Below are 25009 nucleotides of genomic sequence, written 5' to 3' on the forward strand. Positions count from 1 at the left end.
TTTTTTACATTTATTATTTTCCATATACATAATTCAATCAAAAATGGCAGTATTAAAAGGCATTACGTGGAATCATACAAGAGGTTTATTGCCTATGGTTGCAACGGCACAGCGCTTTACCGAGTTAAATCCTGAAATCGAAATTACTTGGGAGAAAAGAAGTTTACAAGAATTTGCAGATGCTTCAATTGAAGATCTTGCAAAAAGATTTGACTTACTTGTAATCGATCATCCGTGGACAGGTTTTGGAGCGCATACTAATGCTATACTCCCACTTTCTGATTATTTATCTTCTGATTATATAAAAGACCAAGAAATAAATACCGTTGGAAAATCATACGGAAGTTATGTTTTCAGTAATAAATTATGGGCTTTGCCAATTGATGCTGCTACTCCAGTAGCTGCAGCACGTTTAGATATTTTAGAAAAAGCAGGACTTGAAGTCCCTCAAACATATGACGATTTATTGGCTTTAGCCAAAAAAGGTTTGGTCGCATTTGCTGGAATTCCTGTTGATGTTTTAATGAGTTTTTATATGTTTTGCTGCAGTTTAGGAGAAACTCCGTTTCAATCTGAAGATAAAGTTATTTCTACACAAACAGGAAAAATAGCTTTACAGTTGTTTAGAGAATTGGCACAATTAATTGATCCTGCAAACTTTAATCGAAATCCAATTCAAGTTTACGAGGCAATGGTTAATTCAGATGAAATTGCTTATTGCCCATTTGCTTATGGATATTCAAATTATTCTAGAGCAGGATACAGCAAGAATCTGCTTCATTTTTATGATTTAGTAAAGCTGAATAATGCACCAATGATAAGCTCTTTGGGCGGAACAGGATTAGCCGTTTCTTCTTTCAGCAAGCATATTCCCGAAGCGATTCGTTATGCCGAATTTACAGGATCATCTCATGTTCAGCAGAATATTTTTGCCGATAATGGCGGTCAGCCAGGACATTTACAAGCATGGAAAAACGACAGAATCAATTCGATCACAAATAATTATTTCAAAAATACGCTGCCTGCTTTAGAAAGAGCATTTTTAAGGCCAAGATACTCCGGACATATGTATTTTCAGGATCATGCCGGCGATGTGGTTCGTGATTATTTATTGTACGGCGGTAACGAAGAACTGGTTTTAGAAGAATTGGATCTGCTTTATGCTAAATCTTTAAAATTGCAAAACTCATGAAACCATTAGAAGGATTAATTGTTTTAGAGTTCTGCCAGTTTTTGGCGGGTCCTTCTGCTGGATTAAAATTAGCCGATTTAGGTGCGAGAGTTATTAAAATTGAACGTCCCGTAAAAGGTGAAGCTTGCAGACAATTAAGCATCAAAGATCTTTTTGTTGATGACAGCAGCCTTTTGTTTCACACGATTAACAGAAATAAAGAATCTTTTGCAGCCGATTTAAAAAATCCCGATGATTTGGTTTTAATTAAAAAACTAATCGAAAAGGCAGATATTATGACACATAATTTCAGACCGGGTGTAATGGAAAAAATCGGACTGAATTATAATACAACGCTTACCATTAATCCGAAGATCATTTACGGAACTATAACAGGTTACGGAGATAAAGGTCCTTGGGCGAAAAAACCGGGACAAGATTTGCTTTTGCAATCACTTTCGGGTTTGAGCTGGTTGAGCGGACGAAAAAGTCAAGGGCCGGTTCCGTTTGGTCTGGCTGTGGCGGATTTAATGTGCGGGAATCATTTTGTACAAGGAATTTTGGTTGCATTATTAAAAAGAGCCAAAACAGGAAAAGGTGTTTTAGTTGAAGTGAGTTTACTGGAATCTATTCTAGATGTTCAGTTTGAAGCGCTTACTTCTTTCTTAAACGATGGCGGACAACAACCGGAACGAGGCGATATTAAAGGAAGTGCACATGCTTTTTTGAGTGCACCTTACGGAGTTTATAAAACACAAGACGATTATATTTCGCTGGCAATGGGCGATTTACTTTTCATAGGAAACACGATTGGAGTCGATTTAAATCAATATGCTGACAAACATCTTTGGTTTGAAAAAAGAGACGAAATCAGAATCCTTTTAGCCAATAAATTAGCAGACCGGAAAGCCGATTATTGGTTAGAATTACTTCAAAAACAAGGAATTTGGGCCGGAAAAGTTCTCGATTATGAAACTTTAGACCAACAGTCTTTTGTGAAGGATTTACAATTAAAACAAACCGTAAAAAATTCAGACGGCGAAACTTTGGTTACAACCCGAAGTCCGATTCAGCTTGACGGCGAAATTTTAGGCAGTACAAAAGCAGCTCCTAAAGTGGGCGAAGATAATGCAGTAATACACAAAGAGTTTATTCGGTAAACTGTTGAATCGTTGATTTGTTTAATCGTATAAAACAAAACGACGAATTAATGGTTAAACAAATACAACGATTAAACGAATAAACAATAAAACGGTTAAACAAAAAAATGAAGCCATTAGAAGATTATTTAATAGTAGATTTTAGTCAGTTTCTTTCAGGTCCGTCAGCAAGTCTTCGCTTGGCAGATTTGGGCGCACGCGTTATAAAAATTGAAAAACCAGGAACTGGCGATATTTGCCGAACCTTATATACTTCTGACTTAATTATGAACGGTGAATCGTCTGTTTTTCATACCATAAACAGAAATAAAGAATCGTTTGCCATTGATTTTAAACAACCCGAGGAACTTCAAAAATTAAAAAAATTATTAGCGAAAGCCGATGTTGTCATGCATAATTTCAGACCGGGCGTAATGGAACGCATAGGTTTAAGTTATGATGATGTAAAAGCAATAAATCCAACGGTGGTTTATGCTTCGATTTCGGGTTTTGGAAATCATCCTGAACTTAAAGATTTACCCGGACAGGATTTATTATTGCAATCTTTAACGGCTTTAACTTGGCTGAGCGGTAATCAGGAAGATGGCCCTGTACCAATGGGATTGTCAATTGTTGACATGCTCGCCGGTGCACATTTAGCACAGGGAATTTTAGCATCTTTATATAAAAAAGCAACACAAAATATAGGCGGAACTGTTCAAGTAAGTATGCTGGAATCTGCTTTTGATTTTCAGTTTGAGACTATTACAACCTTCTTTAATGATGGCGGCGAATTGCCAGTTCGAACTAAAACTAATAATGCTCATGCTTATCTAGGCGCGCCATACGGAATTTACGAAACCAAAAACGGTTATCTGGCTTTGGCAATGGGATCAATTCCAGTTTTGGCTTCGTTACTGAAATGTGATAAATTATTGCAATTCCCAGAGAATAAATTTACGCTGAGAGACGAAATAAAAAATATTCTGGCTTCTCACCTATTGACGCAGGAAACGCAGTATTGGCTGGATATTTTAGAACCGGCTGACATTTGGTGCGCAGGCGTTTTAAACTATGAACAGCTTTTCAAAGAAGATGGTTTTAAAGTTTTAGAGTTTACACAGCAAGTTGAAATGCTTGACGGCTATTCGTATAAAACTACAAGATGTCCTATAAAAATTGACGGTGAATATTTTACATCAACTAAAGGTTCTCCAAAATTAGGACAGGATAATGAGCGAATTATAAACGAGTTTATAGCATAAAATATGGCCAAATTTAGAATCGCTGTTAGAAAATTTTCTCCTTTTGAAAGCACGCTGCAAAAGCTGTGGGATGCTTTTTGTTTGAAAAACAATATTCAGATTGACGTTGAAATGGTTCCAATGGAACTTCACGATCTTTATGAAAAAACCATCACAAAAAAAGGTTTAAAAAAGGGTAAATGGGATATTGCACACCTAAATACGGATTGGATTTTTGATGCTGCAAATGAAAAAGCGGTTCTAGATTTAACCTCTTTTATTTCTCAAAATCCTCCGCAGAATTATCCTGACGGATGGCACAAATCTTTATTGCATTTACAGCAGATTAATAACGGAACATACGGTCTTCCTTTTCATGATGGGCCTGAGTGCTTAATTTTTAGAAAGGATTTATTTGAAAATCCAACAGAAAAGGAAAACTTCAAAAAACAATTTGGTTACGAATTGTTCCCTCCTAAAACTTGGGAGCAATTCACCCAAATCGCGACATTTTTCAACCGCCCTGAAAGCAATTTATACGGCTGTGTTTTTGCTAATTATCCTGACGGCCACAATATGGTTTTCGATTTCTGTTTACAGTTATGGACACGCGGCGGCTCACTTTTGGACAATAACAATCAAATTAATATCAATCATAATCAAGCTGCTGAAGCTTTAGATTATTATAGAACTATAGTAAGTAATACGGATGCCGTTCATCCTGGATCCAAAAATTTTGGTTCCGTTGAAGCAGGTATGGCTTTCGCCGAAGGACAAGCAGCAATGGCAATTAACTGGTTCGGATTTGCCTCCATGTGTGAAGTAATCGAGGAATCGAAAGTAAAAGGTAAAGTTGATATTACAGAATTGCCTTTTAATGCTGACTGTAAAACGGCTTCGTTAAATGTGTATTGGCTTTACACGATTGGAACTGGGAGTAAAAACCAGCAATTGGCTTACGATTTTCTACGATTCGCGACAACGGCTGAAAGCGATAAATTATTGACTACTGAAGGCGGAATTGGCTGTCGAAAATCGACTTGGAATGATGCCGAAATCAATAAAACGATTCCGTACTACCATAAACTAGAAATGCTGCATGAAAATGCTTTGACTTTACCACAAACTCCAATCTGGCCTAAAGTGACTGAATTTATAGATCAGATGGTTTTAAAAGCAATTGAAACAGAAATTCCGTCAAAAATACTTTTAGAAATAACACAGCATAATATTGAAAAATTAACGAAATGATTACGTGCAGTCAACTTTGTCAAAGTTTAGAACTTTGACAAAGTTTGCTTCTAGTAACTAACCATAAAAAAGTTAACAAAATGAATATTCCATATAAACCTTTACTGCCCGAAACCAAACAGCCGATTATTATTATCGGAGCCAGCGGAATTGTGAAAGACGCGCATTTACCTGCATACAAAATGGCTGGTTTTACGGTTTTTGGCATTACAAATAGAACGATTGCAAAAGCGCATGATCTAGCCAAAGAATTTGAGATTCAGCATGTTTTTGAAAATGTTGCCGATGCGGTTAAAAATGCACCATCAAATGCGGTTTATGACATTACAGTTTTGCCTGATCAATATATTGAAATATTAGAACAATTACCAGATGGAGCAGCAGTTTTGATTCAGAAACCTATGGGAAATGATTTGGCTCAAGCTAGAGAGATTGTTGCAGTCTGCGAAAGAAAAAACCTCGTTGCGGCAATCAATTTTCAACTTCGTTTTTCACCATTTGTCAGCGCTGCGAGATATTTAATCAATGAAGGATTGATCGGCGATTTATACGATTTTGAATTTAAGGTTACGGTAAATACACCTTGGGAATTGTTTCCGTTAATAAAAGAACATCCAAGATTGGAGATTCTCTTTCACAGTGTGCATTACATTGATTGTATTAGATCTTTTCTCGGAAACCCGAAAAGTGTAATGGCGAAAACAGCCAAACATCCGCTTAAAAAATTATCATCATCCCGTTCTACTATTATTCTGGATTATGGAGAAGATAAACACGTTGTTATCAACACAAATCACGATCATCATTTTGGTCCAAATCATGAAGAAAGTTACATTAAATGGGAAGGAACAAAAGGCGCGATCAAAGCTAAAATGGGTTTACTGATGAATTATCCTAACGGACTTCCAGACATTTTTGAATATGCAATTGAAAATGAAGAAGGCAAATATGAATGGAAAAAAGTTGATCTTGAAGGCTCATGGTTTCCAGAAGCTTTCATTGGAACGATGTCAAATTTAATGCGCTTTAAAGAAGGCTCAGACTCAAAATTACTAGCAAGTGTTCAAGACGTTTTAGATACCATGAAAGTTGTTGAAGCCTGCTACGTCAGCAACACAAACGGAGGAATTTTAATTTAAGTCTTAAAGTCAAAAGTCTTAAAGACTTGGCTTTATAACTTTATATCTTTTAACATTACAACTTTAGACTTTTGACTTTCAAACTATAGACTTTACAACTTTACGACTAAATATTTATGTATTTCAAATCAACTTTTTTCGAGGATTACTTACTTGACGATAAGCGAGTAACTTTAGGCAGAACCATTACAGAAACCGATTTTGTAGTTCATGCCGGACATACGGGAGATTTTTTCCCTCATCACATGGATGCTGAATGGTGTAAAACACAGCCGTTCGGACAACGTATTGCGCATGGAACTATGGTTTTTGCCATTGGTATCGGATTAACTGCTTCTGAAATAAATCCTGAAGCTTTTTCTAGAGGATATGACAAAATGCGTTTTGTAAAACCAGTTCATATTGGTGACACGATCCATTCTGAAATTACCATTTCTGAAAAAGGCGAAGCCAAAAATCCCGAAATGGGAACTGTAACAGAACATGTTGAAATCATTAACCAAAGAGGTGAAGTGGTTTTGGTATGTGATCATCTTCTTCTTGTGAAGAAAAGGTCCTAAGGCGCTAAGTTTCTAAGATGCTAATATTTAAAAACTTTGCGTCTTAGAACATTCGCAGCAGAGAAAAAACTCAGAACCTAAGCACCTTAGAATCTTAGCAACTAAAAAACTAAAAAAAACTAACTAATGCAAGTAACAAACCAAACTGGCGACATACACGAAGTAGCGTCAGAAGGCGGAAAGGGAACAAAATACCTTTTGCCATTTATTTTAATTACCAGCTTATTTTTCCTTTGGGGAATGGCACACAATCTGGATTCTATTTTAATTCCGCATTTAAAAAAAGCGTGTGAATTAAACAACCGTCAATCGACATTGATTGATACTTCGGTGTTTTTCGCTTATTTTATAATGGCGATTCCAGCGGGAATGCTCATTAAACGATTTGGTTATAAAAACAGTATTATCACTGGATTATTGGTTTTCGCTGCCGGAGCATTTTTGTTTGTGCCTGCAGCAAATACGAGAACTTATGAATTGTTTTTATTTGCACTATTTGTAATTGGCTGCGGATTGACAATTTTAGAGACAAGCGCCAATCCTTATGCGGCAATTTTAGGGCCTGCTGAATCTTCTTCTAAAAGATTGAATTTAGCGGCTTCATTCAACGGTTTAGCGGCTATGATTGCTCCAATTGTAGGTTCATTATTTATCCTTTCTGGTACAAATCACACACCTGAACAAATGGCTGCTATGCCCGAAGCAGAAAAAGCATCTTATTTATTAGGTGAAGCTGCTGCAGTAAAAATGCCTTATATTATTTTAGGAAGTGTATTGGTTTTAGTAGCGATTATATTCTATTTCATGCATTTACCATCGATGAAACCTCAGCATACTGAAGCCGAAATTAAACCAGGATTTTTCTCTGTTTTAAAATTTCGTCATTTAAGCTGGGCTGTTGCAGCGCAGTTCTTTTATGTTGGTGCACAAGTTTGTATTACGAGTTTCTTTATTAGAATTGCCCAGCAAGGCGCAGGTTTAGATGAAAAAACAGCAGGATATTATCTTGGTATTTACGGTTTCTTATTTATGGCAGGACGTTTTATTGGAACTTTCTTCCTGAAGTTTGTAAAGGATTATGTTTTACTTTCTATTTATTGCGCTGCCAGTATTGTACTTTGTTTGTTAGCCATTTACGGAACTGGAATCGTAGTTATCTACGCTTTAGGCGGTATCGGTTTTTTTATGTCGATTATGTTCCCGACTATTTTCTCATTAGGATTAGTTGGTTTAAAATCGAATACAGAAACTGGTTCTTCATGGCTTGTAATGTCTATTGTGGGCGGTGCAATTCTTCCTTATGCAATGGGAACTTTAATCGATATGAAACATGACGATATTCAATCAGGTTATATTATTCCGCTTTTGTGTTTTGTGATTATTTTATCGTTTGGTTTATATGGACATAAAGTGAAAGCTTTAAAACAATAAATCATTCAAAATTTTAGATTTAATAAAAAACGCCTCAATTAATTGAGGCGTTTTTCGTCATGTTTAAATTTAATTAATAGGCGATCATCGAAGAAACATGATCATTGTGGAATTTTTATTGCTTTTACTTCTATTTCCAGCCTCCGCCAAGAGATCTGTACAAATTAACAACGGCTTGCAGTTTTTGCAGGTTATCATTTACACCGCTCAATTGCGCCGCTAAAAGGTTTTGTTCTGAAGTTAATACATCGGTGTAATTTGTTGCCGAGCTGTACTCTAAAAGCTGTTGCGTAAAATCGACTGCTTTTTCTAAAGCTTCAATTTGTTTTTCTCTTGAATCTTCTTTTTCTACTGCCATCTCATAAGCATACAAAGCATTTGAAACTTCTTGTCCTGCATTTAAAAGACTTTGTTGAAAATTATTGTAAGCTTGTAATTGTTGTGACTGCGCATTTGTCAATCTCATTTTATTAAGCCCTTGATTAAAAATCGGCTGTGTTAAACCGCCAATAATCGAATAGAAAATAGAATTACTAAAAAAATCTTTTAACTCTAAATTCGAAAATCCGGTGCTGGCAGTAAGGGTTAAACTTGGATAAAAATAAGTTTTAGCCAAATTCGTCGATTCAAAAGCAACTCTGAAATTAAATTCCGCTTGACGAACATCTGGACGATTGTGCAGTAATTGTGAAGGCATGCCTACAGCAATATTCTCAGGAATAATCTGCGTACCTAATACTCCTCTTTCAATTGCTCCAGGCGCCTGCCCTAACAAAATATTTATTGCATTCTCGGTTTCACGAATGCTTTGTTTTAAATCTGGAATCAATACCTCAGCAGCATGTTGATTGGCTTCACTTTGTACTACAGCTGCACCAGTTACAATAGCTCCTTCTTTTAATGCTTTAATCGTTTCAACGTTCTTAATTCGACTTGCCAATGTAGCTTCTGTAATTGCTAATTGTTTATCGTAAGCTAACAACAAGAAATAATTATTTGCAATGTCTGAAATCAATTGTGTCTGAATTGCTTGCTTTGCAGCATCTGTAGCAAGATAAGAAGCTAAAGCTGCTCTTTTTGAACTGCTTAGTTTTCCCCAAACATCAATTTCCCACGAAGAACTTAACCCTAGTTTATGGGTTGTAGTTAATGTATTGATATTAATTCCTGGAGGAAAATTAAGTCCCGCTTGTGATTGTTTATTTCGCGTAATGTTTGCATCTACATTTAATGTTGGATAATACGCTAATTTACTTTGACGCAAAACGGCTCTCGACTGCACAATATTTTCAATTGCATTTTTCAGATTAAGATTTTGGTCTAATCCTTTTTGAATTAACGCATTTAATTTTTCATCTTTAAAAACACTCTGCCAAGGCATATCGGCAATTGTAGTAGAATCGGCAGAAGCCTGATCGCGATACAGTTTATCTGTTGAGAGCGTTGTTGGACGTTCGTACTTTTTGGTAATCGAGCACGCACTTAAAAGTGCGGCTGTGATTACCATCAGAATATATTTATTTGAACTATTAGTCATCTCTGTTTTAATTAAATTTTACTCTTTGTGAGCTTCTAGTAACTGAATTTCCTCATCATCGTCTTCATCATCATAACCGTCTTTTGCAGGACCGCTTACTCTTTCTTGTAAGGTTTGGAAAATGATAAACAGAACCGGAATTACAAATACTCCTAAAATGGTTCCAATTAACATACCTCCAACAGCTCCTGTTCCAATCGATCTATTTCCTACAGCTCCTGCTCCAGTAGCAAACATTAAAGGAACAAGTCCTAAAATAAAGGCAAACGAAGTCATTAAAATTGGTCGTAAACGTGCTACGGCTCCTTCGATTGCTGCTTGCACAATTGGCAGACCTTTACGTCTTCTATCAAGGGCAAATTCGACGATCAAAATACCATTCTTCGCAAGAAGTCCGATAAGCATGATTAAGGAAATCTGCAAATAGATATTACTGTTTAGCTTGAACACAATCGAGAACAAATACGCTCCCGCTAATCCAAACGGAATGGAGAATAATACTGCAAACGGCAAAATATAACTTTCATACTGCGCACTTAATAAGAAGTAAACGAATACTAAACACAAAATAAAGATGAAAATCGTTTCACTTCCTGATGCTAATTCCTCACGCGTTAACCCTGAAAATTCATATCCGTAACCTGCAGGCAGATTTTCTGCTGCAACTTCTTGAATCGCTTTGATTGCATCTCCAGAACTAAATCCTGGATTTGGAGCTCCTGTAATCGAAATAGAAGAGAAAAGGTTAAATCTTGAAATCGATTCTGGTCCAAAAACTCTGGTCATTTTTACAAACTCAGTAATTGGAGCCATATTTCCAGCACTGTTACGAATAAAGATTTTATTTAATCCTTCTGTATTGGTTCTAAATTCTGGCGAAGCCTGAATCATCACACGATACTGTTTTCCAAACTTATTGAAATTTGAAGCATACAATCCACCATAATATCCCTGCATGGTTGATAAAATTGTATTTATCGAAACTCCTGCATCTTTGGCTTTTGCCAAATTAATGTCCATCATATACTGCGGGAAGCCAGGATTAAAAGGTGTTGTCGCGTATTGTATTTCTGGACGTTTAGATAACTTTTCTAAAAACTCAGTATTCACTTTAAAAAACTCAGCAGTTGTATGTCCACCTTTATCTTGAAGCTGAAATTCGAATCCGCCGCTTTGTCCAAAACCTTGAATAGTAGGAGGTGAAATAAAGAAAATATTAGCTTCACGTATTCCTCTTGTTTTAGCAAAAAGCTGCCCAATAACATCATCAACACTTAAATCACGATCACCCCACGGTACCAGTTTTACAATAACCATACTGTACGCACTTCCCGCTCCAGCAGTAAAATTCTGCCCCACAATACGAAGTGTATTTTTAACTCCTGGAATCGTCTTAGCAATACTGTCTACTTGTTTCGCAATTACATCAGAACGCTCCATAGAAGATGATGGCGGCAAACTGATATTGGCAAAAACAGTTCCCTGATCTTCCGAAGGAACGAAAGCAGATGGCGTGGTTTTCATCATGTAAAATAATGCCAGACCTGAAATCAAAATTGAGGCTAATACAATCCATTTTTTTACAGAAAGGAAACTTACTGAACGTTTATATCTTTTGGTTACATTATCAAATGCAACGTTAAATGAAGTATAAAAGCGCTGTAAATAGCTTTTATGTTTATGGTCATCTGCATGCGGTTTAAGTAAAAGCGCACATAAAGCCGGACTCAGCGTCAAGGCATTTACTGCCGAAAGTATAATCGCTACAGCCAGTGTAATACCAAACTGCTTATAGAAAACTCCTGTTGATCCCGTAATAAAAGTTACTGGAATAAATACCGCCGCCATTACTAATGTAATCGAAATAATTGCTCCCGAAATTTCGTCCATAGCATGAATCGTTGCTTTTTTTGCCGATTTATAACCGTGATCTAATTTGGCGTGCACCGCCTCGACGACCACAATTGCATCATCGACGACAATACCAATAGCAAGAACCATAGCAAACAGCGTCAACAAGTTAATCGTAAATCCGAATAAATTCAGGAAGAAGAACGTTCCCACAATTGCAACCGGAACTGCAATTGCCGGAATTAAAGTGGATCTAAAATCTTGAAGGAAGATAAATACTACGATGAAAACTAATATAAAAGCTTCGATCAAAGTATGAATTACTTTCTCAATAGAGGCATCCAAATTTTCGTTGACATCAACCATAATGGTATACTTCATTCCTTTTGGAAAAGTCTTCGCCGCTTCTTCAATTAATTTTTTAGAATTAATAATTACATCACGTGCATTAGATCCTGGAGTCTGGCTGATCGCCATTGCTGCCGATTCTACACCGTTTGTTTTAATGGTTTGAGCATAACTTAAAGATCCTAACTCTACTTTAGCCACATCTTTAAGTCGGAGCATTTGTCCGTTTCCAACCGATTTAATAACAATATCCTCAAATTCCTGAGCACTGGTTAAACGTCCTTTGTATTTAATTACATATTGAAACGCTTGATTTCCGTTTTCACCAAATTTACCAGGTGCCGCTTCGATATTTTGTTCTGCCAAAGCAGCCGAAATATCACTCGGAATCAATTTATATTGCTGCATTACATCTGGTTTCAGCCAAATTCGCATAGAGTAATCTTTTGCACCAAAAACGGTTACATCTCCTACTCCAACTACACGCTGGATCTGAGGAACAAGATTGATCTTAGCATAATTTTGAAGAAACGTTTGATCGTAAGCTTTATCATCACTGTATAAAGAGAATATCAATAAGTTACTACTCTGACTTTTGGTTACTGTAACCCCTGCCTGAGTTACCTCAACTGGTAATAAACTTGTTGCTCTTGAAACTCTATTTTGAACGTTTACCGCCGCTAAATCAGGATCTGTACCAACTTTAAAGAAAATTTTAATCGAAGAATTTCCGTCATTTGTTGCTGTAGAAGTCATGTAAGTCATGTTCTCTACACCATTAATCTGCTCTTCAAGCGGAATTACAATACTTTTAAGTACCACATCGGCATTGGCTCCAGTATAACTTGCCGCTACGTTTACAGTAGGAGGCGCAATATCCGGATATTGAGAAATAGGTAACTCTATTAGGCCTAAAACACCTAAAATGACAATAATAACAGATATTACCGTCGAGAGTACGGGTCTTTGTATAAATTTTTTAAACATCTTTATTGTTTTAAGTCAGCATAAATCATTTCTGATTTTTGATTATTAGCTTTAATCTCACTTCCCTCTTTTAAAGAAGCTACTCCTTCTAATACAATTTCATCTCCTGCTTTCAAACCGCTTGTTACTACGTAATAGTTTTTGGCTGTATTTTCAAGAATCGTAATATTGGCATTTTTAGTTTTGCCATCTTTACCTACAACTACTGCAAAAATTTTATCCTGAAGTTCAAATGTTGCACTCTGAGGAATGATCATAGCATCTTTTACTTCACTAGGAATTCTAATTGTTGTGCTGCTTCCGCTTCTAATAATTCCTTTTGGATTTGAAAAACGAGCTCTAATATTTACAGTTCCTGTTTCAGTATTAATCAACCCGTTTACAGTCTCTATTTTTCCTTTTTGATCGTAAGCTGAACCATCTGAAAGCAATAAAGAAACATCTGGCAGACTTTTAATTTTCTGACTTAACGACATTCCGGTATTATCTTTAGTAAAGTTTAAAAGCGCTTTTTCATTCATAGCAAAATAAGCATACACATTTCCTATACTCGAAACTGTTGTTAAAGCTTCAGCAGTATTAGAACTTACTAAACTTCCTAAACGAAATGGGATTGAACCTACAACACCGTCTACTGGACTTGTTACTGTTGTATATCCTAAATTGATTTTTGCATTTACTAAAGCTGCATTTGCCTGTGCTAAAGCTGCTAATGCTGATTCGTAAGTATATTGAGCTGACTCTAAGTCATATTTGCTTATAATACCTTTTTCTACTAATGGCTTTACTTTGTTAACTGCAAGTTTTGCGCTGCTTACATCAGCTTGTGCGCTTTTAATGCTTGCTGCAGCAGTTCGTACTTGCTGCTCGTATTCTGGTGCACTGATTTTAAACAATGGCTGGCCTGCTTTTACTACTGCACCTTCATCTACAAAAATCTTGTCAATATAACCTTCAACTCTTGGTCGAATATCAATATTCTGCTGTCCTTGAATACTAGCAGGATAATCGCTGTTTAGCGTAGCTGATTCTGGCTGTAATGTCAGCGTTTTATACTCTTTAACTTGTGGCGCGCCTCCGGCTTGAGCCGATTTATCATTTTTATTACCACAAGATGCGATAATAATTGATGCTGCGAAAATGCTTAAAAACGATTGCTTATTCATTGTTAAAATGTGTAATTATCTATTTATTAGTAAGCAAAAGAACTAAAATAGAATACGCGAAAAATAGGAAATAGACGAAAAGCAAAAGACAATCGATAGAGATGAACTGACACACGATGAAATTTTCTAAAAATTAAACAACTGTTTAATTTCTAAACTCATCGGTTCTAATAAGGTTTATAAAGTCTCTAAATCTCTTTTTAGCGATTGCTTTTATATCTTATTTAAATAAAATGTAATATTGTCATAAAAAAAGAAAAACGTATAATGGCTTCAAACATTTTTAGACCTTATTTATTTACTGGACTGCATATTTTGAGCTGGTTATTATTGGGATTTATCATGTTGTTTTACATCCCTTTAACCTGGAATGTAGTACTTCCAACAGTTTTTTGGATTTGGCAGATAATAGTACTGTTTTTATTAATAATTGTTTTCTATTCGAATGCCCGAATTATAGTTCCAAAAACCATAATAAAAGATAATACTTCGCCATTTCTGCTGTGGGCTCTGCTTATTGTTTTTGCTATGCAGATCATCGCCTTTTTTTATACGTCGCAAACAGATCTTCACAGCAAAATCCGCCTGGTTTTAGGACTAAAAAAGTATAAAAGCCCCTATTTTGACAATTATGTTTTAATGTTAACTTTATTGGTTTTAGGAATCAGTACAAGCTGGGCTATGCTGCAACATTGGCAGAAAGCTGCTCAGCACAAACAAAAACTGGAACAGGATAAAACAATGGCTGAATTGGCGATGCTTAAAGCACAGATAAATCCGCACTTTTTCTTTAATTCTCTTAATAGTATTTATTCGCTTACTTACACTGATATTGAAGATTCTAGAAATGCGCTGCATACTCTAAGCCGAATGATGCGTTACTTACTTTATAGTACTGAAGAAACGACGACTTTACTGAAAGAAGCTGACTTCATGAAGGATTTTATTGCTTTAATGAAACTTCGTGCCAACAGTAAACTTACTATTACAACTGATATACCGCAAAAAATCCACGATTACCCAATAGTTCCAATGTTATTATTACCTTTAGTAGAAAATGCTTTTAAACATGGTGTTCATGCTACTGATAAAAGTGAAATTCATATTTCGCTGAGGCAGAAGGACAGTACTTTAGAATTCGAAGTAGAAAATACGTATTTCGAAAAATCTTCAACTACAAATGAAGGCGGTATTGGGTTAACAAATACAAAACGCAGACTACATTTAATTTACCCTGACAAGCATACTTTAAAAGCTGGTATTGCTCCAAATGGTAAATACAATGTAAAACTGCACTTAACTTTAGATTAACGATGGTATTAAAATGTATAGCTGTAGACGATGAACCACTCGCATTAAAGCTCGTGGAAACTTTTATTGAGCAAACGCCTTTTTTACAATTGAGTGCCAGTTGTGATAATGCAGTTGAAGCTATGGCTTTAATTCGCGACAAACAGCCAGATCTTGTTTTCTTGGATATAAACATGCCAAATTTAACTGGTATGGAACTCGCCCGACTTTTGCAAGATCAGCCGGGATCACTGCCAAGAATTGTTTTTACAACAGCTTACAACCATTATGCAATAGAAGGTTATAGAGTAAATGCAGTAGATTATCTCTTAAAACCTTTTAGCTATGAAGAATTTCTGCGTGCCGCAAACAAAGTACTGCAATTAACAGAAGATAACTCTAACCAATTTCAGTCTATTACTGCCGATGATGAGTTTATTTTCTTAAAAGTAGAATATCAATGGGTTAGAATTTCTTTAAAACATATTTTATATATCGAAAGTTTGAAAGATTATGTAAAAGTACATCTCGATGATTCTCAAAAAACAGTGCTGTCGCTTATTTCCTTAAAAGCATTGGAAGAAAAACTGCCTTCAACCAAATTTATGAGAGTTCACCGCTCATTTATTGTTTCGCTGGATCAAATTACCGCTATTAGTAAAAACTCACTATTCATTGGAAAATTTGAAATTACAGTAGGCGAACAATACAAAGAAACGTTTAAAACCATCGTAGATAAATGGTTAAAATAAAATTGAAATAGAATATCATGGAAAAAAGATCAAACAAATATCATTTGACATTAAGTCTAAAACAATATGCAAATGGTGAAACAGAACCCGCAAAAGAACTTGGACTGGAGTTTAGTAATCACGATGAAATCTTTGGAATCATAGAAAAAATAAAAGACAAAAACATATTCGATAATCCGCATGAAGCAACACAGTTTGCCGTAGGCTTAAAACTATTTAATGAAATACACATCAAGCATCGCAAAAATCCTTTGTTTGACGAATTAAACGAAGTGTTTCCTATCTTCATGAAAAAGCTTAAAAGTTTATAATTTTACACATAAAAACAGCCAAACCTGATAATCAAGTTTGGCTGTTTTTTTAGTAGTCATAATCCATGATCTTTTTTTTAACACATAGAAACATAGATATACTGTCAAAACAAGAATACAAAAGAGAAATTTATTTCTCTCACATAGTCGGCTTTGTGCATTTAAAATAAGTGAAACGCCTTTTTCTGCGGCTGGAATTCTATGTTTATATGTGTTTAATGATGATGCTGCACTTATTATTCAGCTTAACTAATTCAAATCATTAATTAACTTCAAAATAACACTAAGTTCGCTGCTTTCTTTTTCAGTTAACGGCAATAGCGGTTTTCTTAATTTTCCACCGTCAATTCCCATACTATTCAAACCAGATTTTATTGCTCTTGGAAGTCCTTTTTCTACAATAAACTTCAACAAATTGATCTGCTTGTAAAATACTTTTTGAGCTTCTTTTAAATCATTATTTTGAATTGCGTTGTATAACGCAATATTCAATTCAGGAATTAAATTGGGAGCTGCTGTACACCAACCCGCTGCTCCTGCAGCGAATGCAGAAAGCGCCAGCGGATTTGATCCGTTGTAAAAAGCAACATCTTCGCCTAACTCTTTCTTCAAATAATGCATTCTTTGAACATCGCCGGTACTTTCCTTAATCATCGTAACATTTGGAATTTCAAGAAGTCTTTTCAATAAAGCAGGCGACATATCAATTCCTGCCGTAGCTGGGTTATTGTAAGCCATTATTGGAATAGAAATTTGCTTCGCGACAGTGTCGTAATGTTTCACAATTTCATCATCGCTTAGTTTCCAATAGCTCATCGGAATAATCATTACAGCATCGGCTCCAGCCTTTTCAGCCGCTTTTGCATGATAAATAGTTTTTTCAGTTGTTAAATTTGAAACTCCTACTAATATCGGAACCCGCCCTTTTGTCTGCTCAACAGTTGCTTCAGTAATAGCCTCCTTTTCTTCATCATTCAAATAAGGCATTACTCCTGTACTTCCCAGCGGAGCAACTGCGTGAGATCCTGATACAATTAACCGCTCTAATAATTGCTTATAAAGCTTAATATCAACTTTTTCATTTTCATCAAATGGCGTAATTGGATAGGCAATAATACCTTTAAACTGGTTGTTTTTCATTTCTTCGCTTTTTTATAAATCTCTTCCCTCTTCTTCTCTAAGTGCTACTCCTAAATTTTGCAATTGCGGTGCATTTTCAGTCGCAATGTATTTTGCATTTTCAGTATTACTTAAGTTTTGATGTCTGTGCCATGTCCAAGCCGGAATATAAACCGCATCTCCAGCCTTCCACTCTACTTTTTGATCTTCGATTTCAGTATATCCAGAACCTTCAATTACATACAACAATGTTTCGTACGTATGTCTATGTCTGTTCGTTAATTGTCCAGGCAATAATCCTCCAATAGTCATACTTACATTTTTACTTGGCAAATCGACAAAAAACACTGGATGTTTTCGTTCTGTAGAAAATTGATCATGTACCCCCGCATTTTCAACATTTCTATGAATTAATTTTTCAGGCATTACAAAACTTGGTCTTGCATAAGTTTGATGAAAATCTTTTGATGAGAATTTTTTTTCTTTAGTTTCCATGTTCATTAAATTTTAGTTGATGCATTATTGCGTGACAAAAATATCGTAACTTTGGACTGCACAGATAACACAGTTTTATCACAAATAACTAGTCCAGATGTTACGACCATGGCAATTTGAAATTCAATTAGATAAGAAATCAGATAAAGCACTATATCTGCAAATTGCCGATGCCATTATCGTCGCAATTAAATCACACAAACTTACCTCAGGAAATGCTTTACCTGGAAGCAGACAACTCGCTGGTTTACTGAGCGTAAACAGAAATACAGTCATCGAAGCATTAGACGTCTTAACTGCCGAAGGCTGGCTCATTACAATTGATAGAAAAGGTACTTTTATTGCCGATTTATCACCTGATATGCTTTGTGATAAACAGAACGATTCTCAGATTAATACAACTATTGCAGAAGCAAAAACGCATCTTATTTTTGATGATGGACTACCCGACAGCAGTCTTGCGCCGATGAATGATCTTGCTCGTGCTTACAGAGAAATCTTTAATCGAAAGTCCCGAAGACAAATTATGGGATACAGTACTGAACTTGGTGATATCGAATTTAGAAAAGCAATAGTCCAGATGCTGAATTTTAAAAGAGGGATGAACGTTTCGGCAAATGAAATCTGTATCACAAGAGGAAGTCAAATGGCAATGTATTTGGCGGCTCATTGTTTGCTTACTAAAGATGATTTTGTGATAATTGAAAATCCCGGCTACAAACCTGCTTGGGAAGCTTTTGAAAATGCTGGCGCAAAACTGCTTCCAGTAAGCGTTGCATTAGATGGTTTAGATCTAAATGAGGTTGAAGCTTATCTAAAAAAACATAAAAACATAAAAGCCATTTATGTTACACCTCATCATCAATTTCCGACGACGGTTACAATGAGCTTAAAAAAAAGATTGAAATTGATAGAATTATCCAATCAGTATAATTTCACCATTATTGAGGATGATTATGATAATGAATTTCATTTCGGGCAGCGACCAATTTTACCCATTTCAAGTTACAGCAAAGCCAAAAACTTTGTTTATATAGGCACGTTAAGTAAAATTGTTGCGCCGGCACTGCGAATTGGTTATCTAGCAAGTTCAGTAGAAAACGTAGAAAAAATAGGAAAACACAGAAAAATCATCGACGTTCAAGGTGATAACATCATGGAAGAAGCTGTCTTGAACCTTATAAACGAAGGCAAAATAAAAAGACATCTTAAGCGAACGAGTTTAATTTACAAGGCTAAAAGAGATTATTTTGAAAGTCTTTGCAAGCTCCATCTTAAAGACAAAATTACTTTTATTAAACCAGAAGGCGGATTGGCTTTTTGGATTGTTCCAACTACTGAAACCAATCTTCAAAAAGTATGTGATGAACTGTTAACTAAAGGAATCAAAATCATGAATCCTGAGAAATTTAGTTTTGAAAAACCTGTTTTAGGTTTACGCTTAGGTTATGCCTCACTAAACGAAAAGCAATTAGAAGAAGGCATCATTGCGCTCTCTAAGTATTTATAAAACAAAAAAGACTGAAAACACAAGATTTTCAGTCTATATTAAATTAAGAAATACTAGTTAATTACAATTTTCCATTTCGATAATCGAAAAGCCGTTTTTACGAATTTGGTTTTCAATTTCCAAAGGCGCTTTATCGATATGACAAAATCGGCATTCTTTTGAAGTTAAAGGCTGACCTTCTTGAGAAACACTTTTTAGATACGCTTTTCCATATTCAAAAACCTGTTCTGTATCGCTTGTATTTTCATCAACCAAAATATCAAAATGCATAACCTCTCCGTCTTTTCGAGTTACATAAGTATCCCATACTGCTACTTTCATATTGTTTTATTGTATATAAATTATTCTAAATTTAAAAGCTATAAAACCTCTTTAGATAGTTTCTAAAGAGGTACTTATATCTACCCAATTACATCTGCAATTGAAGCTCCAAAATTAATATGAAGCACATTTCCGTTTGGAGTTACTAAGGCAGGTACAGATTGTACTCCTGCTTTTTGAGCTTCTGAAATTCTCGCTCTGTCTTCTCCAATATTTACTACTTCAACATCTTTAACTAAACTTAAAATGTCGTGTTCGGCACTTACACAAACTGGACAGCCGGCGTGATAAAAAATTGATTTGCTCATTTGTATTTGTTTTTAATTTGACTTTATTGCCATGACAAAATTAGAAAGGATATACAGTCCTTAAATAATCCAGTTTTCTCATTTATAGAAGAAACTGGACTATTTGAAATACTCAAAACTGGATCTTTTTTACGTTTCTCAATGCCTTTACCTTTGCAGCTATGAAGGAGGATATAATTTACAATTTAAAACAAGTTCATCAGCGAATTGAGGATGCCTGCAGACTTTCTAACCGAAAATCATCAGACGTACAATTATTATTGGCAACCAAAACCGTTTCGGCAGAAAAAATACGAATTGCAATAGAAGCTGGCGAAACGCTTATTGGCGAAAACAAAATGCAGGAACTTCGCGATAAAGAGTCTGGTTTGAAAGATTTAAATATAGAACGTCATTTTATTGGACATCTTCAAACCAACAAAGTCAAAGATGTTTTAAAATACGCATCCTGTATTCAATCTTTAGACCGATTGTCTTTAGCCGAAGAATTAGACAAACAATTATTAAAAGAAAACAGAAGCATCAATGTTTTTATTCAAATAAACACCTCGTTTGAAGAAAGTAAATTTGGACTTGCACCAACTGAAGTTATCTCTTTTATTAAAAAAATAAAAAAGCATAAAACTTTAAAAATTAAAGGCTTAATGACAATTGGTTTATTAGACGTTGAGAAAGAAAAAATGCGTCCGTCATTACAATTACTTCGAGAAATAAGGGATCAAATTTATGATGCTCAAATTGAAGACGTAACCAATTTAAAACTTTCAATGGGAATGTCGCAGGATTTAGAACTGGCTATTGCCGAAGGTTCTAATATCGTAAGAGTGGGAACTTCAATTTTTGGAAATCGTTTTCTAGGAAAAGAAATCTGGAATGAAAATATTGCAGAATAAAGCATAATTTTGCATCAAATAAAACACACAAATGAATCTGTACGAACTTGTTGTAAACGATACTGAAAAAATTGCACTAGATGATTTGCTTTTCAGTGAAGAAAACAAAACGACATTGCTTAACACAATCAAAGAGCATAAGTATATTGACGAATTAAAAAAATACAATCTCAACGTCGACAATAAAATACTGCTTTACGGCCATTCCGGCTGTGGTAAAACTACAACTGCAAAAGCCGTAGCAACAGCTTTAAATAAAAACATTGTTATTATCAACCTCAGCACTTTAATTAATGCTAAAATTGGAGAAACTTCAAAAAATGTAAAGGCTCTTTTTGATAAAGCAATTCGCGAAAAAGCAGTTTTATTTCTAGATGAATTTGATCAAATTGGCAGAAGCCGAGAAAGTGACGATAAAGATGTTGCCGAAATGAGACGTTTGGTAAATACGATCATTCAATTAATCGATTATTTCCCAACAGATAGTTTGTTGATTTGCGCTACGAACTTTTACAATAGTATTGATTCTGCATTGCTCCGCAGGTTTCAAATTAAACTAAAATTTGAAATGCCGAGTAAAAATGAACTGAATGTGTATTATGATAAAATACTTGATGTTTTTCCTGCCCATTTACAGGATATTTCACGTAAATATGATATTTCCTATGCCGAAGCAAAAGATTATGTTCACACAGCAATGAAAAGGCAAATTATTGCTGAATTGGAACTTCAAGAACAAAAGAAACGTATTGAAACTATTTCATAAAAAAACGCCTCAAAATTTTGAGGCGTTTTCATTTATAGAACAATATTATTAAGCTTTAGCTTTTCTTTTCACAGTACAGCCAATTTCTTTAGTTTGTGTTACAGCAGGTTTTTGATTGCTTTTTAAAGCTGCAATTACATCTTCAGCATATTTAACTTTATCTGCTTTTGTACCCTCTGGATCATTATCAATCGCGCCAACATATTCTACCACATTTCCTTTTGCTGTTTTAGAAACGATAAAAATGTGAGGCGTACGTTTTGCACCATACTCATCGGTAATTTTTTGTCCTGGATCTAACAAGTATGGAAAAGGATATTTTTTTTCTTTTGCCAAATCCTGCATCTTATCAAAAGTATCTGCTTTAGAAGCTTCTGGATCGTTAGGGTTAATTGCAATTACAGGATATCCTTGTGGTTTGAACTTTTTATCTAAATCAATTATTCTTTGTTCGTAACCTACTGCATATGGACACGTATTACAAGTAAAAACGACTATATAACCTTTTGCTTTTGGGAAACTTGCAAAAGAAACCTCTTTATTATCTACATTTTTCAATTTAAAATCTGGAGCGGTATCACCAGCTTTAAGTGTTGCGGTTTGCGCCTGAGCTAGAAAGGCAGAGAACGCCAGCGTTAATAAAAGAATTATTTTTTTCATGGTTTTCGGATTTACAGTTTTTTATATTCAGTTAATAATTGTTCGTAAGTAAATTCACTTTCGACAAACTTTCGCTTGTCATTTTTTATAAAAAGCGTTGCTGGAATACTTCCTGACCAACTTGGATCGATACGGTCAATAAATTCCTGCGGACTTCCTTCATTCAATAGAAATACTTCGTTTTTCAGATTTTTTCTTTTCACAAACGGAATTACATTCGAATTCAGCTTTGATTTAAAATCCAAACTTACTAGTAATACCGCCAATTTATCTGATTTATGTTCTGCACTCAATTTTTCAAAATGCGGTAACTCTTTTATACAAGGCGCACACCAAGTTGCCCAAAAATTAACAACATAAGTACTGTCTTTTCCCTTTTCAATTCTTTCATTAAGCTGATCTATTGTAAGCAGTTTTACATTTTGACTATACGATGAAACTGAAAAAATGGCAAATAGAAACAGATAAAAAACAGACTTAATTTTCATGATTTACAATACTTTAGAATTATTTTTTGCCTCACAAATATAAACTAATGAAGTTTTAGTTTTTGTTAATGAAAGTTTAATACTAGAAAAAACGTTTAGTATAATTAGACCACTTAGTAAAAAAAAATGCTCCAGAGAAGCATAATATTTATAGCGATTATATACTCTATGATTTCAAGCTCCAGAGGAGCGAAACATTTTTTTTTTTAATATTACCTTCCAGTTGTTACATTTAAATTGTTAACAAACAAGAGCGTTTCTCCATTATCCAATTTAGTAAGAGATAGAATTCCGTTTTTATTCTCATTAATTCCATTTATTCTAAAACAGAATTCATTACCGTCTCTGTCCATGAAAGTCAAAAATTCAGCAGTATCGTTTGAATTGTTTTGACAGCGATGAGAAATAGTATAACCATACATTACCTTAAAAACATCCTTATCATAATTATAGATTTTCCTGTCTTGAGTAAAAATCCATTTTGTATTTCGATTCCTGTCGGCATACCAAGTTCCAATAATTTTCTGTGAAGATGGCTCTTCTGTTTGATTACTCCCAAAACTTAAAGGAAATTGCAACAGCATGAATAAAATTAAAACTAGTCTTTTCATATCTATTTAAGTTTTCTTTATACTTCAAAAAAAATCTATTTCTCTAAAAACAATTCTAATTGTTTAAAAACAGGAATCAACGATTTTCCCTTCTCAGATAACGTATATTCAATGTGAAGCGGCTTTAGCTTGATAATCTTTTTATCTAAAAGTTCGAAATCTTCCAGCTCACGAAGAGCAACGGCGATCGATTGTTTATTTGATCCTTTTAAATCTCTTAAAAGTGTATTGAAACGCAGCGGACCCTCTACTGCTAATAGAAAAATCTCTGGTTTCCACTTACCTGATAATAACTTCAAAAGTGCTTGTGCCGGACATTCGTTATCTTTTTCTGCTTTACTTTCTGTAGTCATCTTTTTTAGACTAATTGATTTGTTATTAAATATGGACGAGCTTTGTTATGTAAAAATATAAATTAAAACCTAAAGCAAGAATTATAAACAGTAATTATGAAAATACTTTCGCTGTTATTAATCCTGATTTGCAGTGCGAGCTGTCAATCGCAAACTAATTCTAGAATGAACGATAATAAAACAAATCCGTTACTGTGTGATTCTGAAAGCGGTATGTGCGAAATGCCAATTGGCAAAGCATCAAATGAAACAACGGTTATTAAATCCGAAAATAAACCTGTAAAAATTATTTATTATACAGACCCTATTTGTTCTTCATGCTGGGGAATTGAACCGCAATTGAGAAAACTAAAACTGGAATATTCCGAATATTTTGAAATAGAGTACAAAATGGGCGGTTTACTGCCTGATTGGAGTTACAACAGCGGCGGAATAAGTAAACCATCGGACGTTGCTCATCATTGGGATGAAGCAAGTCAACATTACCAAATGCCAATTGACGGCGATGTTTGGCTTGAAGATCCATTGAATTCTTCTTATCCTTCTTGCATTGCTATGAAAGCCGCGCAAATTCAGAGTAAAGAAAAAGCACTAATTTTTATGCGTATCCTACGTGAGAAATTATATCTCGAAAAAAAGAATATTGCTAAATGGGATAATATTGCTGAAGCGGCCAAACTTGCAAATCTTGACATTGCAAGACTAAAAAGTGATTACGATGGAGATGCTAAAAGGCTTTTTCAGGAGGATTTAAATTTAGCGAGAACACTTGGTGTAAGAGGTTTTCCAACTTTATTTTTTGCTGATAAAAACAACAATCAACTAACAGTTTATGGTTCTAAACCATATGCTTATTATGAAAATGCTTTGCTGGCATTACATCCTGAAGCAAAAAAGAAGATATTTAAAAATGAAAATCCATTATCTCTTTTTGAGATCTATCCAACATTGGCTCCAAAAGAACATGCCGTGATTTTAGATATTTCATATAATCAGGCGGAAGAAATACTTGATGAATTATTTAAGGATGGAAAATTGGGGAAAATATCTATAAAAAATCATTCACTTTATTTTAGAAGTTAGTTTTTTGGACCGAAGCCATAAAGATCATTTTCTTTATGGCTTTTTTAATGTTTATACTTAACTGCAAGCTGCAATTTCTATTGATTTCAGAAGTAAACCTAAGTACCTGAAAATTATGCAGCTATAATCTACTTTTCTATAAAAGTTTTTTCAATTTTTAAAGTACCTTTGTAAATATGCTAAAAACTAATGAGAATTAAACTCCTCTAAATCAACTATAAAAGA

At 34.8% G+C, this 25009-nt stretch carries 25 protein-coding genes; 14 read left to right on the forward strand and 11 right to left on the reverse strand.

The features are described 5' to 3' along the window. Positions 1–43: 43 nt before the first annotated feature. The 7 genes from B0A75_RS12985 to fucP all read left to right on the forward strand — a co-directional run bounded on the left by B0A75_RS12985 (position 44) and on the right by fucP (position 7935). On the forward strand, positions 44–1192 hold the full coding sequence (locus tag B0A75_RS12985) for an ABC transporter substrate-binding protein (protein ID WP_089054704.1): 1149 nt from the start codon (positions 44–46) through the stop codon (positions 1190–1192). Next, positions 1189–2331 carry a CaiB/BaiF CoA transferase family protein gene (locus B0A75_RS12990; protein WP_089054705.1) on the forward strand — a complete coding sequence of 381 codons (1143 nt, stop codon included), beginning with the start codon at positions 1189–1191 and terminating at the stop codon, positions 2329–2331. The genes B0A75_RS12985 and B0A75_RS12990 overlap by 4 nt, the downstream gene beginning before the upstream one ends. 107 nt (positions 2332–2438) lie before the next feature. Next, positions 2439–3575 (forward strand): CaiB/BaiF CoA transferase family protein, encoded by a 1137-nt coding sequence (locus tag B0A75_RS12995; protein WP_089054706.1) that lies wholly within the window; start codon positions 2439–2441, stop codon positions 3573–3575. A 3-nt stretch (positions 3576–3578) separates the two neighbouring features. After that, positions 3579–4805, forward strand: coding sequence for an extracellular solute-binding protein (locus B0A75_RS13000; protein ID WP_089054707.1), 1227 nt, complete (start codon positions 3579–3581; stop codon positions 4803–4805). Positions 4806–4885: 80 nt separating this feature from the next. Further along, entirely contained in the window at positions 4886–5944 is a 1059-nt protein-coding gene (locus B0A75_RS13005; RefSeq protein ID WP_089054708.1) for a Gfo/Idh/MocA family protein, read from the forward strand. A 116-nt stretch (positions 5945–6060) separates the two neighbouring features. Then, entirely contained in the window at positions 6061–6504 is a 444-nt protein-coding gene (locus tag B0A75_RS13010; protein ID WP_089054709.1) for a MaoC/PaaZ C-terminal domain-containing protein, read from the forward strand. A 126-nt stretch (positions 6505–6630) separates the two neighbouring features. After that, complete coding sequence (gene fucP, locus B0A75_RS13015; protein WP_089054710.1) at positions 6631–7935, forward strand: L-fucose:H+ symporter permease; 1305 nt, start codon at positions 6631–6633, stop codon at positions 7933–7935. Between the two features lie 130 nt (positions 7936–8065). On the opposite strand, the gene B0A75_RS13020 is transcribed toward fucP, so the two are convergent. Genes B0A75_RS13020 through B0A75_RS13030 form a run of 3 tightly spaced genes read right to left on the reverse strand, consistent with a single transcriptional unit; the run spans position 8066 to position 13824 of the window. Beyond that, positions 8066–9472 carry an efflux transporter outer membrane subunit gene (locus B0A75_RS13020; protein WP_089054711.1) on the reverse strand — a complete coding sequence of 469 codons (1407 nt, stop codon included), beginning with the start codon at positions 9470–9472 and terminating at the stop codon, positions 8066–8068. A gap of 18 nt (positions 9473–9490) precedes the next feature. Beyond that, on the reverse strand, positions 9491–12658 hold the full coding sequence (locus B0A75_RS13025) for an efflux RND transporter permease subunit (RefSeq protein WP_089054712.1): 3168 nt from the start codon (positions 12656–12658) through the stop codon (positions 9491–9493). Positions 12659–12660: 2 nt separating this feature from the next. Beyond that, positions 12661–13824, reverse strand: a complete 1164-nt coding sequence (locus B0A75_RS13030) for an efflux RND transporter periplasmic adaptor subunit (RefSeq protein ID WP_089054713.1) — start codon at positions 13822–13824, stop codon at positions 12661–12663. Positions 13825–14091: 267 nt separating this feature from the next. On the opposite strand from B0A75_RS13030, the gene B0A75_RS13035 reads away from it, so the two are divergent. Genes B0A75_RS13035 through B0A75_RS13045 form a run of 3 tightly spaced genes read left to right on the forward strand, consistent with a single transcriptional unit; the run spans position 14092 to position 16177 of the window. Next, positions 14092–15135, forward strand: coding sequence for a sensor histidine kinase (locus B0A75_RS13035; protein WP_089054714.1), 1044 nt, complete (start codon positions 14092–14094; stop codon positions 15133–15135). A 2-nt stretch (positions 15136–15137) separates the two neighbouring features. Further along, positions 15138–15866 carry a LytR/AlgR family response regulator transcription factor gene (locus B0A75_RS13040; RefSeq protein WP_089054715.1) on the forward strand — a complete coding sequence of 243 codons (729 nt, stop codon included), beginning with the start codon at positions 15138–15140 and terminating at the stop codon, positions 15864–15866. Positions 15867–15883: 17 nt separating this feature from the next. Further along, positions 15884–16177 (forward strand): DUF3861 family protein, encoded by a 294-nt coding sequence (locus tag B0A75_RS13045; protein WP_089054716.1) that lies wholly within the window; start codon positions 15884–15886, stop codon positions 16175–16177. A 249-nt stretch (positions 16178–16426) separates the two neighbouring features. On the opposite strand, the gene B0A75_RS13050 is transcribed toward B0A75_RS13045, so the two are convergent. Next, positions 16427–17317, reverse strand: a complete 891-nt coding sequence (locus B0A75_RS13050; protein WP_089054717.1) for a dihydrodipicolinate synthase family protein — start codon at positions 17315–17317, stop codon at positions 16427–16429. 12 nt (positions 17318–17329) lie between these two features. Continuing rightward, complete coding sequence (locus B0A75_RS13055) at positions 17330–17791, reverse strand: cupin domain-containing protein (RefSeq protein WP_089054718.1); 462 nt, start codon at positions 17789–17791, stop codon at positions 17330–17332. 97 nt (positions 17792–17888) lie between these two features. On the opposite strand from B0A75_RS13055, the gene pdxR reads away from it, so the two are divergent. Further along, positions 17889–19301 carry a MocR-like pyridoxine biosynthesis transcription factor PdxR gene (gene pdxR, locus B0A75_RS13060; RefSeq protein ID WP_089054719.1) on the forward strand — a complete coding sequence of 471 codons (1413 nt, stop codon included), beginning with the start codon at positions 17889–17891 and terminating at the stop codon, positions 19299–19301. 57 nt (positions 19302–19358) lie between these two features. Here the strand turns inward: pdxR and B0A75_RS13065 are convergent, their stop codons facing one another. Together B0A75_RS13065 and B0A75_RS13070 are read right to left on the reverse strand one after the other, a co-directional pair. Further along, complete coding sequence (locus B0A75_RS13065; RefSeq protein WP_089054720.1) at positions 19359–19622, reverse strand: DUF2024 family protein; 264 nt, start codon at positions 19620–19622, stop codon at positions 19359–19361. 80 nt (positions 19623–19702) lie between these two features. After that, positions 19703–19930, reverse strand: coding sequence for a thioredoxin domain-containing protein (locus B0A75_RS13070; RefSeq protein WP_089054721.1), 228 nt, complete (start codon positions 19928–19930; stop codon positions 19703–19705). 161 nt (positions 19931–20091) lie between these two features. Here B0A75_RS13070 and B0A75_RS13075 point away from each other — a divergent pair, with 161 nt between their 5' ends. After that, positions 20092–20823: a YggS family pyridoxal phosphate-dependent enzyme gene (locus tag B0A75_RS13075; protein ID WP_089054722.1), complete on the forward strand. Its 732-nt coding sequence runs from the start codon at positions 20092–20094 to the stop codon at positions 20821–20823. Positions 20824–20854: 31 nt separating this feature from the next. After that, positions 20855–21589 (forward strand): AAA family ATPase, encoded by a 735-nt coding sequence (locus B0A75_RS13080; RefSeq protein ID WP_089054723.1) that lies wholly within the window; start codon positions 20855–20857, stop codon positions 21587–21589. Between the two features lie 48 nt (positions 21590–21637). Here the strand turns inward: B0A75_RS13080 and B0A75_RS13085 are convergent, their stop codons facing one another. From B0A75_RS13085 to B0A75_RS13100, 4 genes are all read right to left on the reverse strand, one after another. Further along, the gene (locus B0A75_RS13085; RefSeq protein WP_089054724.1) at positions 21638–22249 is read right to left on the reverse strand and encodes a thioredoxin family protein; all 612 of its coding nucleotides are present in this window, start codon (positions 22247–22249) and stop codon (positions 21638–21640) included. 11 nt (positions 22250–22260) lie between these two features. Further along, on the reverse strand, positions 22261–22737 hold the full coding sequence (locus B0A75_RS13090; RefSeq protein WP_089054725.1) for a TlpA disulfide reductase family protein: 477 nt from the start codon (positions 22735–22737) through the stop codon (positions 22261–22263). 212 nt (positions 22738–22949) lie between these two features. Then, positions 22950–23348, reverse strand: a complete 399-nt coding sequence (locus B0A75_RS13095) for a hypothetical protein (protein ID WP_089054726.1) — start codon at positions 23346–23348, stop codon at positions 22950–22952. A gap of 35 nt (positions 23349–23383) precedes the next feature. Next, positions 23384–23701 (reverse strand): winged helix-turn-helix transcriptional regulator, encoded by a 318-nt coding sequence (locus B0A75_RS13100; protein ID WP_089054727.1) that lies wholly within the window; start codon positions 23699–23701, stop codon positions 23384–23386. Positions 23702–23866: 165 nt separating this feature from the next. Here B0A75_RS13100 and B0A75_RS13105 point away from each other — a divergent pair, with 165 nt between their 5' ends. Continuing rightward, the gene (locus B0A75_RS13105) at positions 23867–24784 is read left to right on the forward strand and encodes a DsbA family protein (protein WP_089054728.1); all 918 of its coding nucleotides are present in this window, start codon (positions 23867–23869) and stop codon (positions 24782–24784) included. Positions 24785–25009: the final 225 nt, after the last annotated feature.

The sequence above is a fragment of the Flavobacterium oncorhynchi genome, assembly GCF_002217355.1.
In the GTDB taxonomy this organism is placed as follows: Bacteria; Bacteroidota; Bacteroidia; order Flavobacteriales; family Flavobacteriaceae; genus Flavobacterium; species Flavobacterium oncorhynchi.

Bases quoted from the DNA above. Each gene is read 5' to 3' on its own strand.
- B0A75_RS13050 (WP_089054717.1), bottom strand. From the start codon at position 17,317: ATGAAAAACAACCAGTTTAAAGGTATTATTGCCTATCCAATTACGCCA.
- B0A75_RS12995 (WP_089054706.1), top strand. From the start codon at position 2,439: ATGAAGCCATTAGAAGATTATTTAATAGTAGATTTTAGTCAGTTTCTT.
- B0A75_RS13025 (WP_089054712.1), bottom strand. From the start codon at position 12,658: ATGTTTAAAAAATTTATACAAAGACCCGTACTCTCGACGGTAATATCT.
- B0A75_RS12985 (WP_089054704.1), top strand. From the start codon at position 44: ATGGCAGTATTAAAAGGCATTACGTGGAATCATACAAGAGGTTTATTG.
- B0A75_RS13065 (WP_089054720.1), bottom strand. From the start codon at position 19,622: ATGAAAGTAGCAGTATGGGATACTTATGTAACTCGAAAAGACGGAGAG.
- B0A75_RS13040 (WP_089054715.1), top strand. From the start codon at position 15,138: ATGGTATTAAAATGTATAGCTGTAGACGATGAACCACTCGCATTAAAG.
- B0A75_RS13070 (WP_089054721.1), bottom strand. From the start codon at position 19,930: ATGAGCAAATCAATTTTTTATCACGCCGGCTGTCCAGTTTGTGTAAGT.
- B0A75_RS13085 (WP_089054724.1), bottom strand. From the start codon at position 22,249: ATGAAAAAAATAATTCTTTTATTAACGCTGGCGTTCTCTGCCTTTCTA.
- B0A75_RS13045 (WP_089054716.1), top strand. From the start codon at position 15,884: ATGGAAAAAAGATCAAACAAATATCATTTGACATTAAGTCTAAAACAA.
- B0A75_RS13000 (WP_089054707.1), top strand. From the start codon at position 3,579: ATGGCCAAATTTAGAATCGCTGTTAGAAAATTTTCTCCTTTTGAAAGC.
- B0A75_RS13075 (WP_089054722.1), top strand. From the start codon at position 20,092: ATGAAGGAGGATATAATTTACAATTTAAAACAAGTTCATCAGCGAATT.
- B0A75_RS13095 (WP_089054726.1), bottom strand. From the start codon at position 23,348: ATGAAAAGACTAGTTTTAATTTTATTCATGCTGTTGCAATTTCCTTTA.
- B0A75_RS13100 (WP_089054727.1), bottom strand. From the start codon at position 23,701: ATGACTACAGAAAGTAAAGCAGAAAAAGATAACGAATGTCCGGCACAA.
- B0A75_RS13010 (WP_089054709.1), top strand. From the start codon at position 6,061: ATGTATTTCAAATCAACTTTTTTCGAGGATTACTTACTTGACGATAAG.
- B0A75_RS13090 (WP_089054725.1), bottom strand. From the start codon at position 22,737: ATGAAAATTAAGTCTGTTTTTTATCTGTTTCTATTTGCCATTTTTTCA.
- pdxR (WP_089054719.1), top strand. From the start codon at position 17,889: ATGTTACGACCATGGCAATTTGAAATTCAATTAGATAAGAAATCAGAT.
- B0A75_RS13005 (WP_089054708.1), top strand. From the start codon at position 4,886: ATGAATATTCCATATAAACCTTTACTGCCCGAAACCAAACAGCCGATT.
- B0A75_RS13035 (WP_089054714.1), top strand. From the start codon at position 14,092: ATGGCTTCAAACATTTTTAGACCTTATTTATTTACTGGACTGCATATT.
- B0A75_RS13055 (WP_089054718.1), bottom strand. From the start codon at position 17,791: ATGGAAACTAAAGAAAAAAAATTCTCATCAAAAGATTTTCATCAAACT.
- B0A75_RS12990 (WP_089054705.1), top strand. From the start codon at position 1,189: ATGAAACCATTAGAAGGATTAATTGTTTTAGAGTTCTGCCAGTTTTTG.
- B0A75_RS13020 (WP_089054711.1), bottom strand. From the start codon at position 9,472: ATGACTAATAGTTCAAATAAATATATTCTGATGGTAATCACAGCCGCA.
- B0A75_RS13030 (WP_089054713.1), bottom strand. From the start codon at position 13,824: ATGAATAAGCAATCGTTTTTAAGCATTTTCGCAGCATCAATTATTATC.
- B0A75_RS13105 (WP_089054728.1), top strand. From the start codon at position 23,867: ATGAACGATAATAAAACAAATCCGTTACTGTGTGATTCTGAAAGCGGT.
- B0A75_RS13080 (WP_089054723.1), top strand. From the start codon at position 20,855: ATGAATCTGTACGAACTTGTTGTAAACGATACTGAAAAAATTGCACTA.
- fucP (WP_089054710.1), top strand. From the start codon at position 6,631: ATGCAAGTAACAAACCAAACTGGCGACATACACGAAGTAGCGTCAGAA.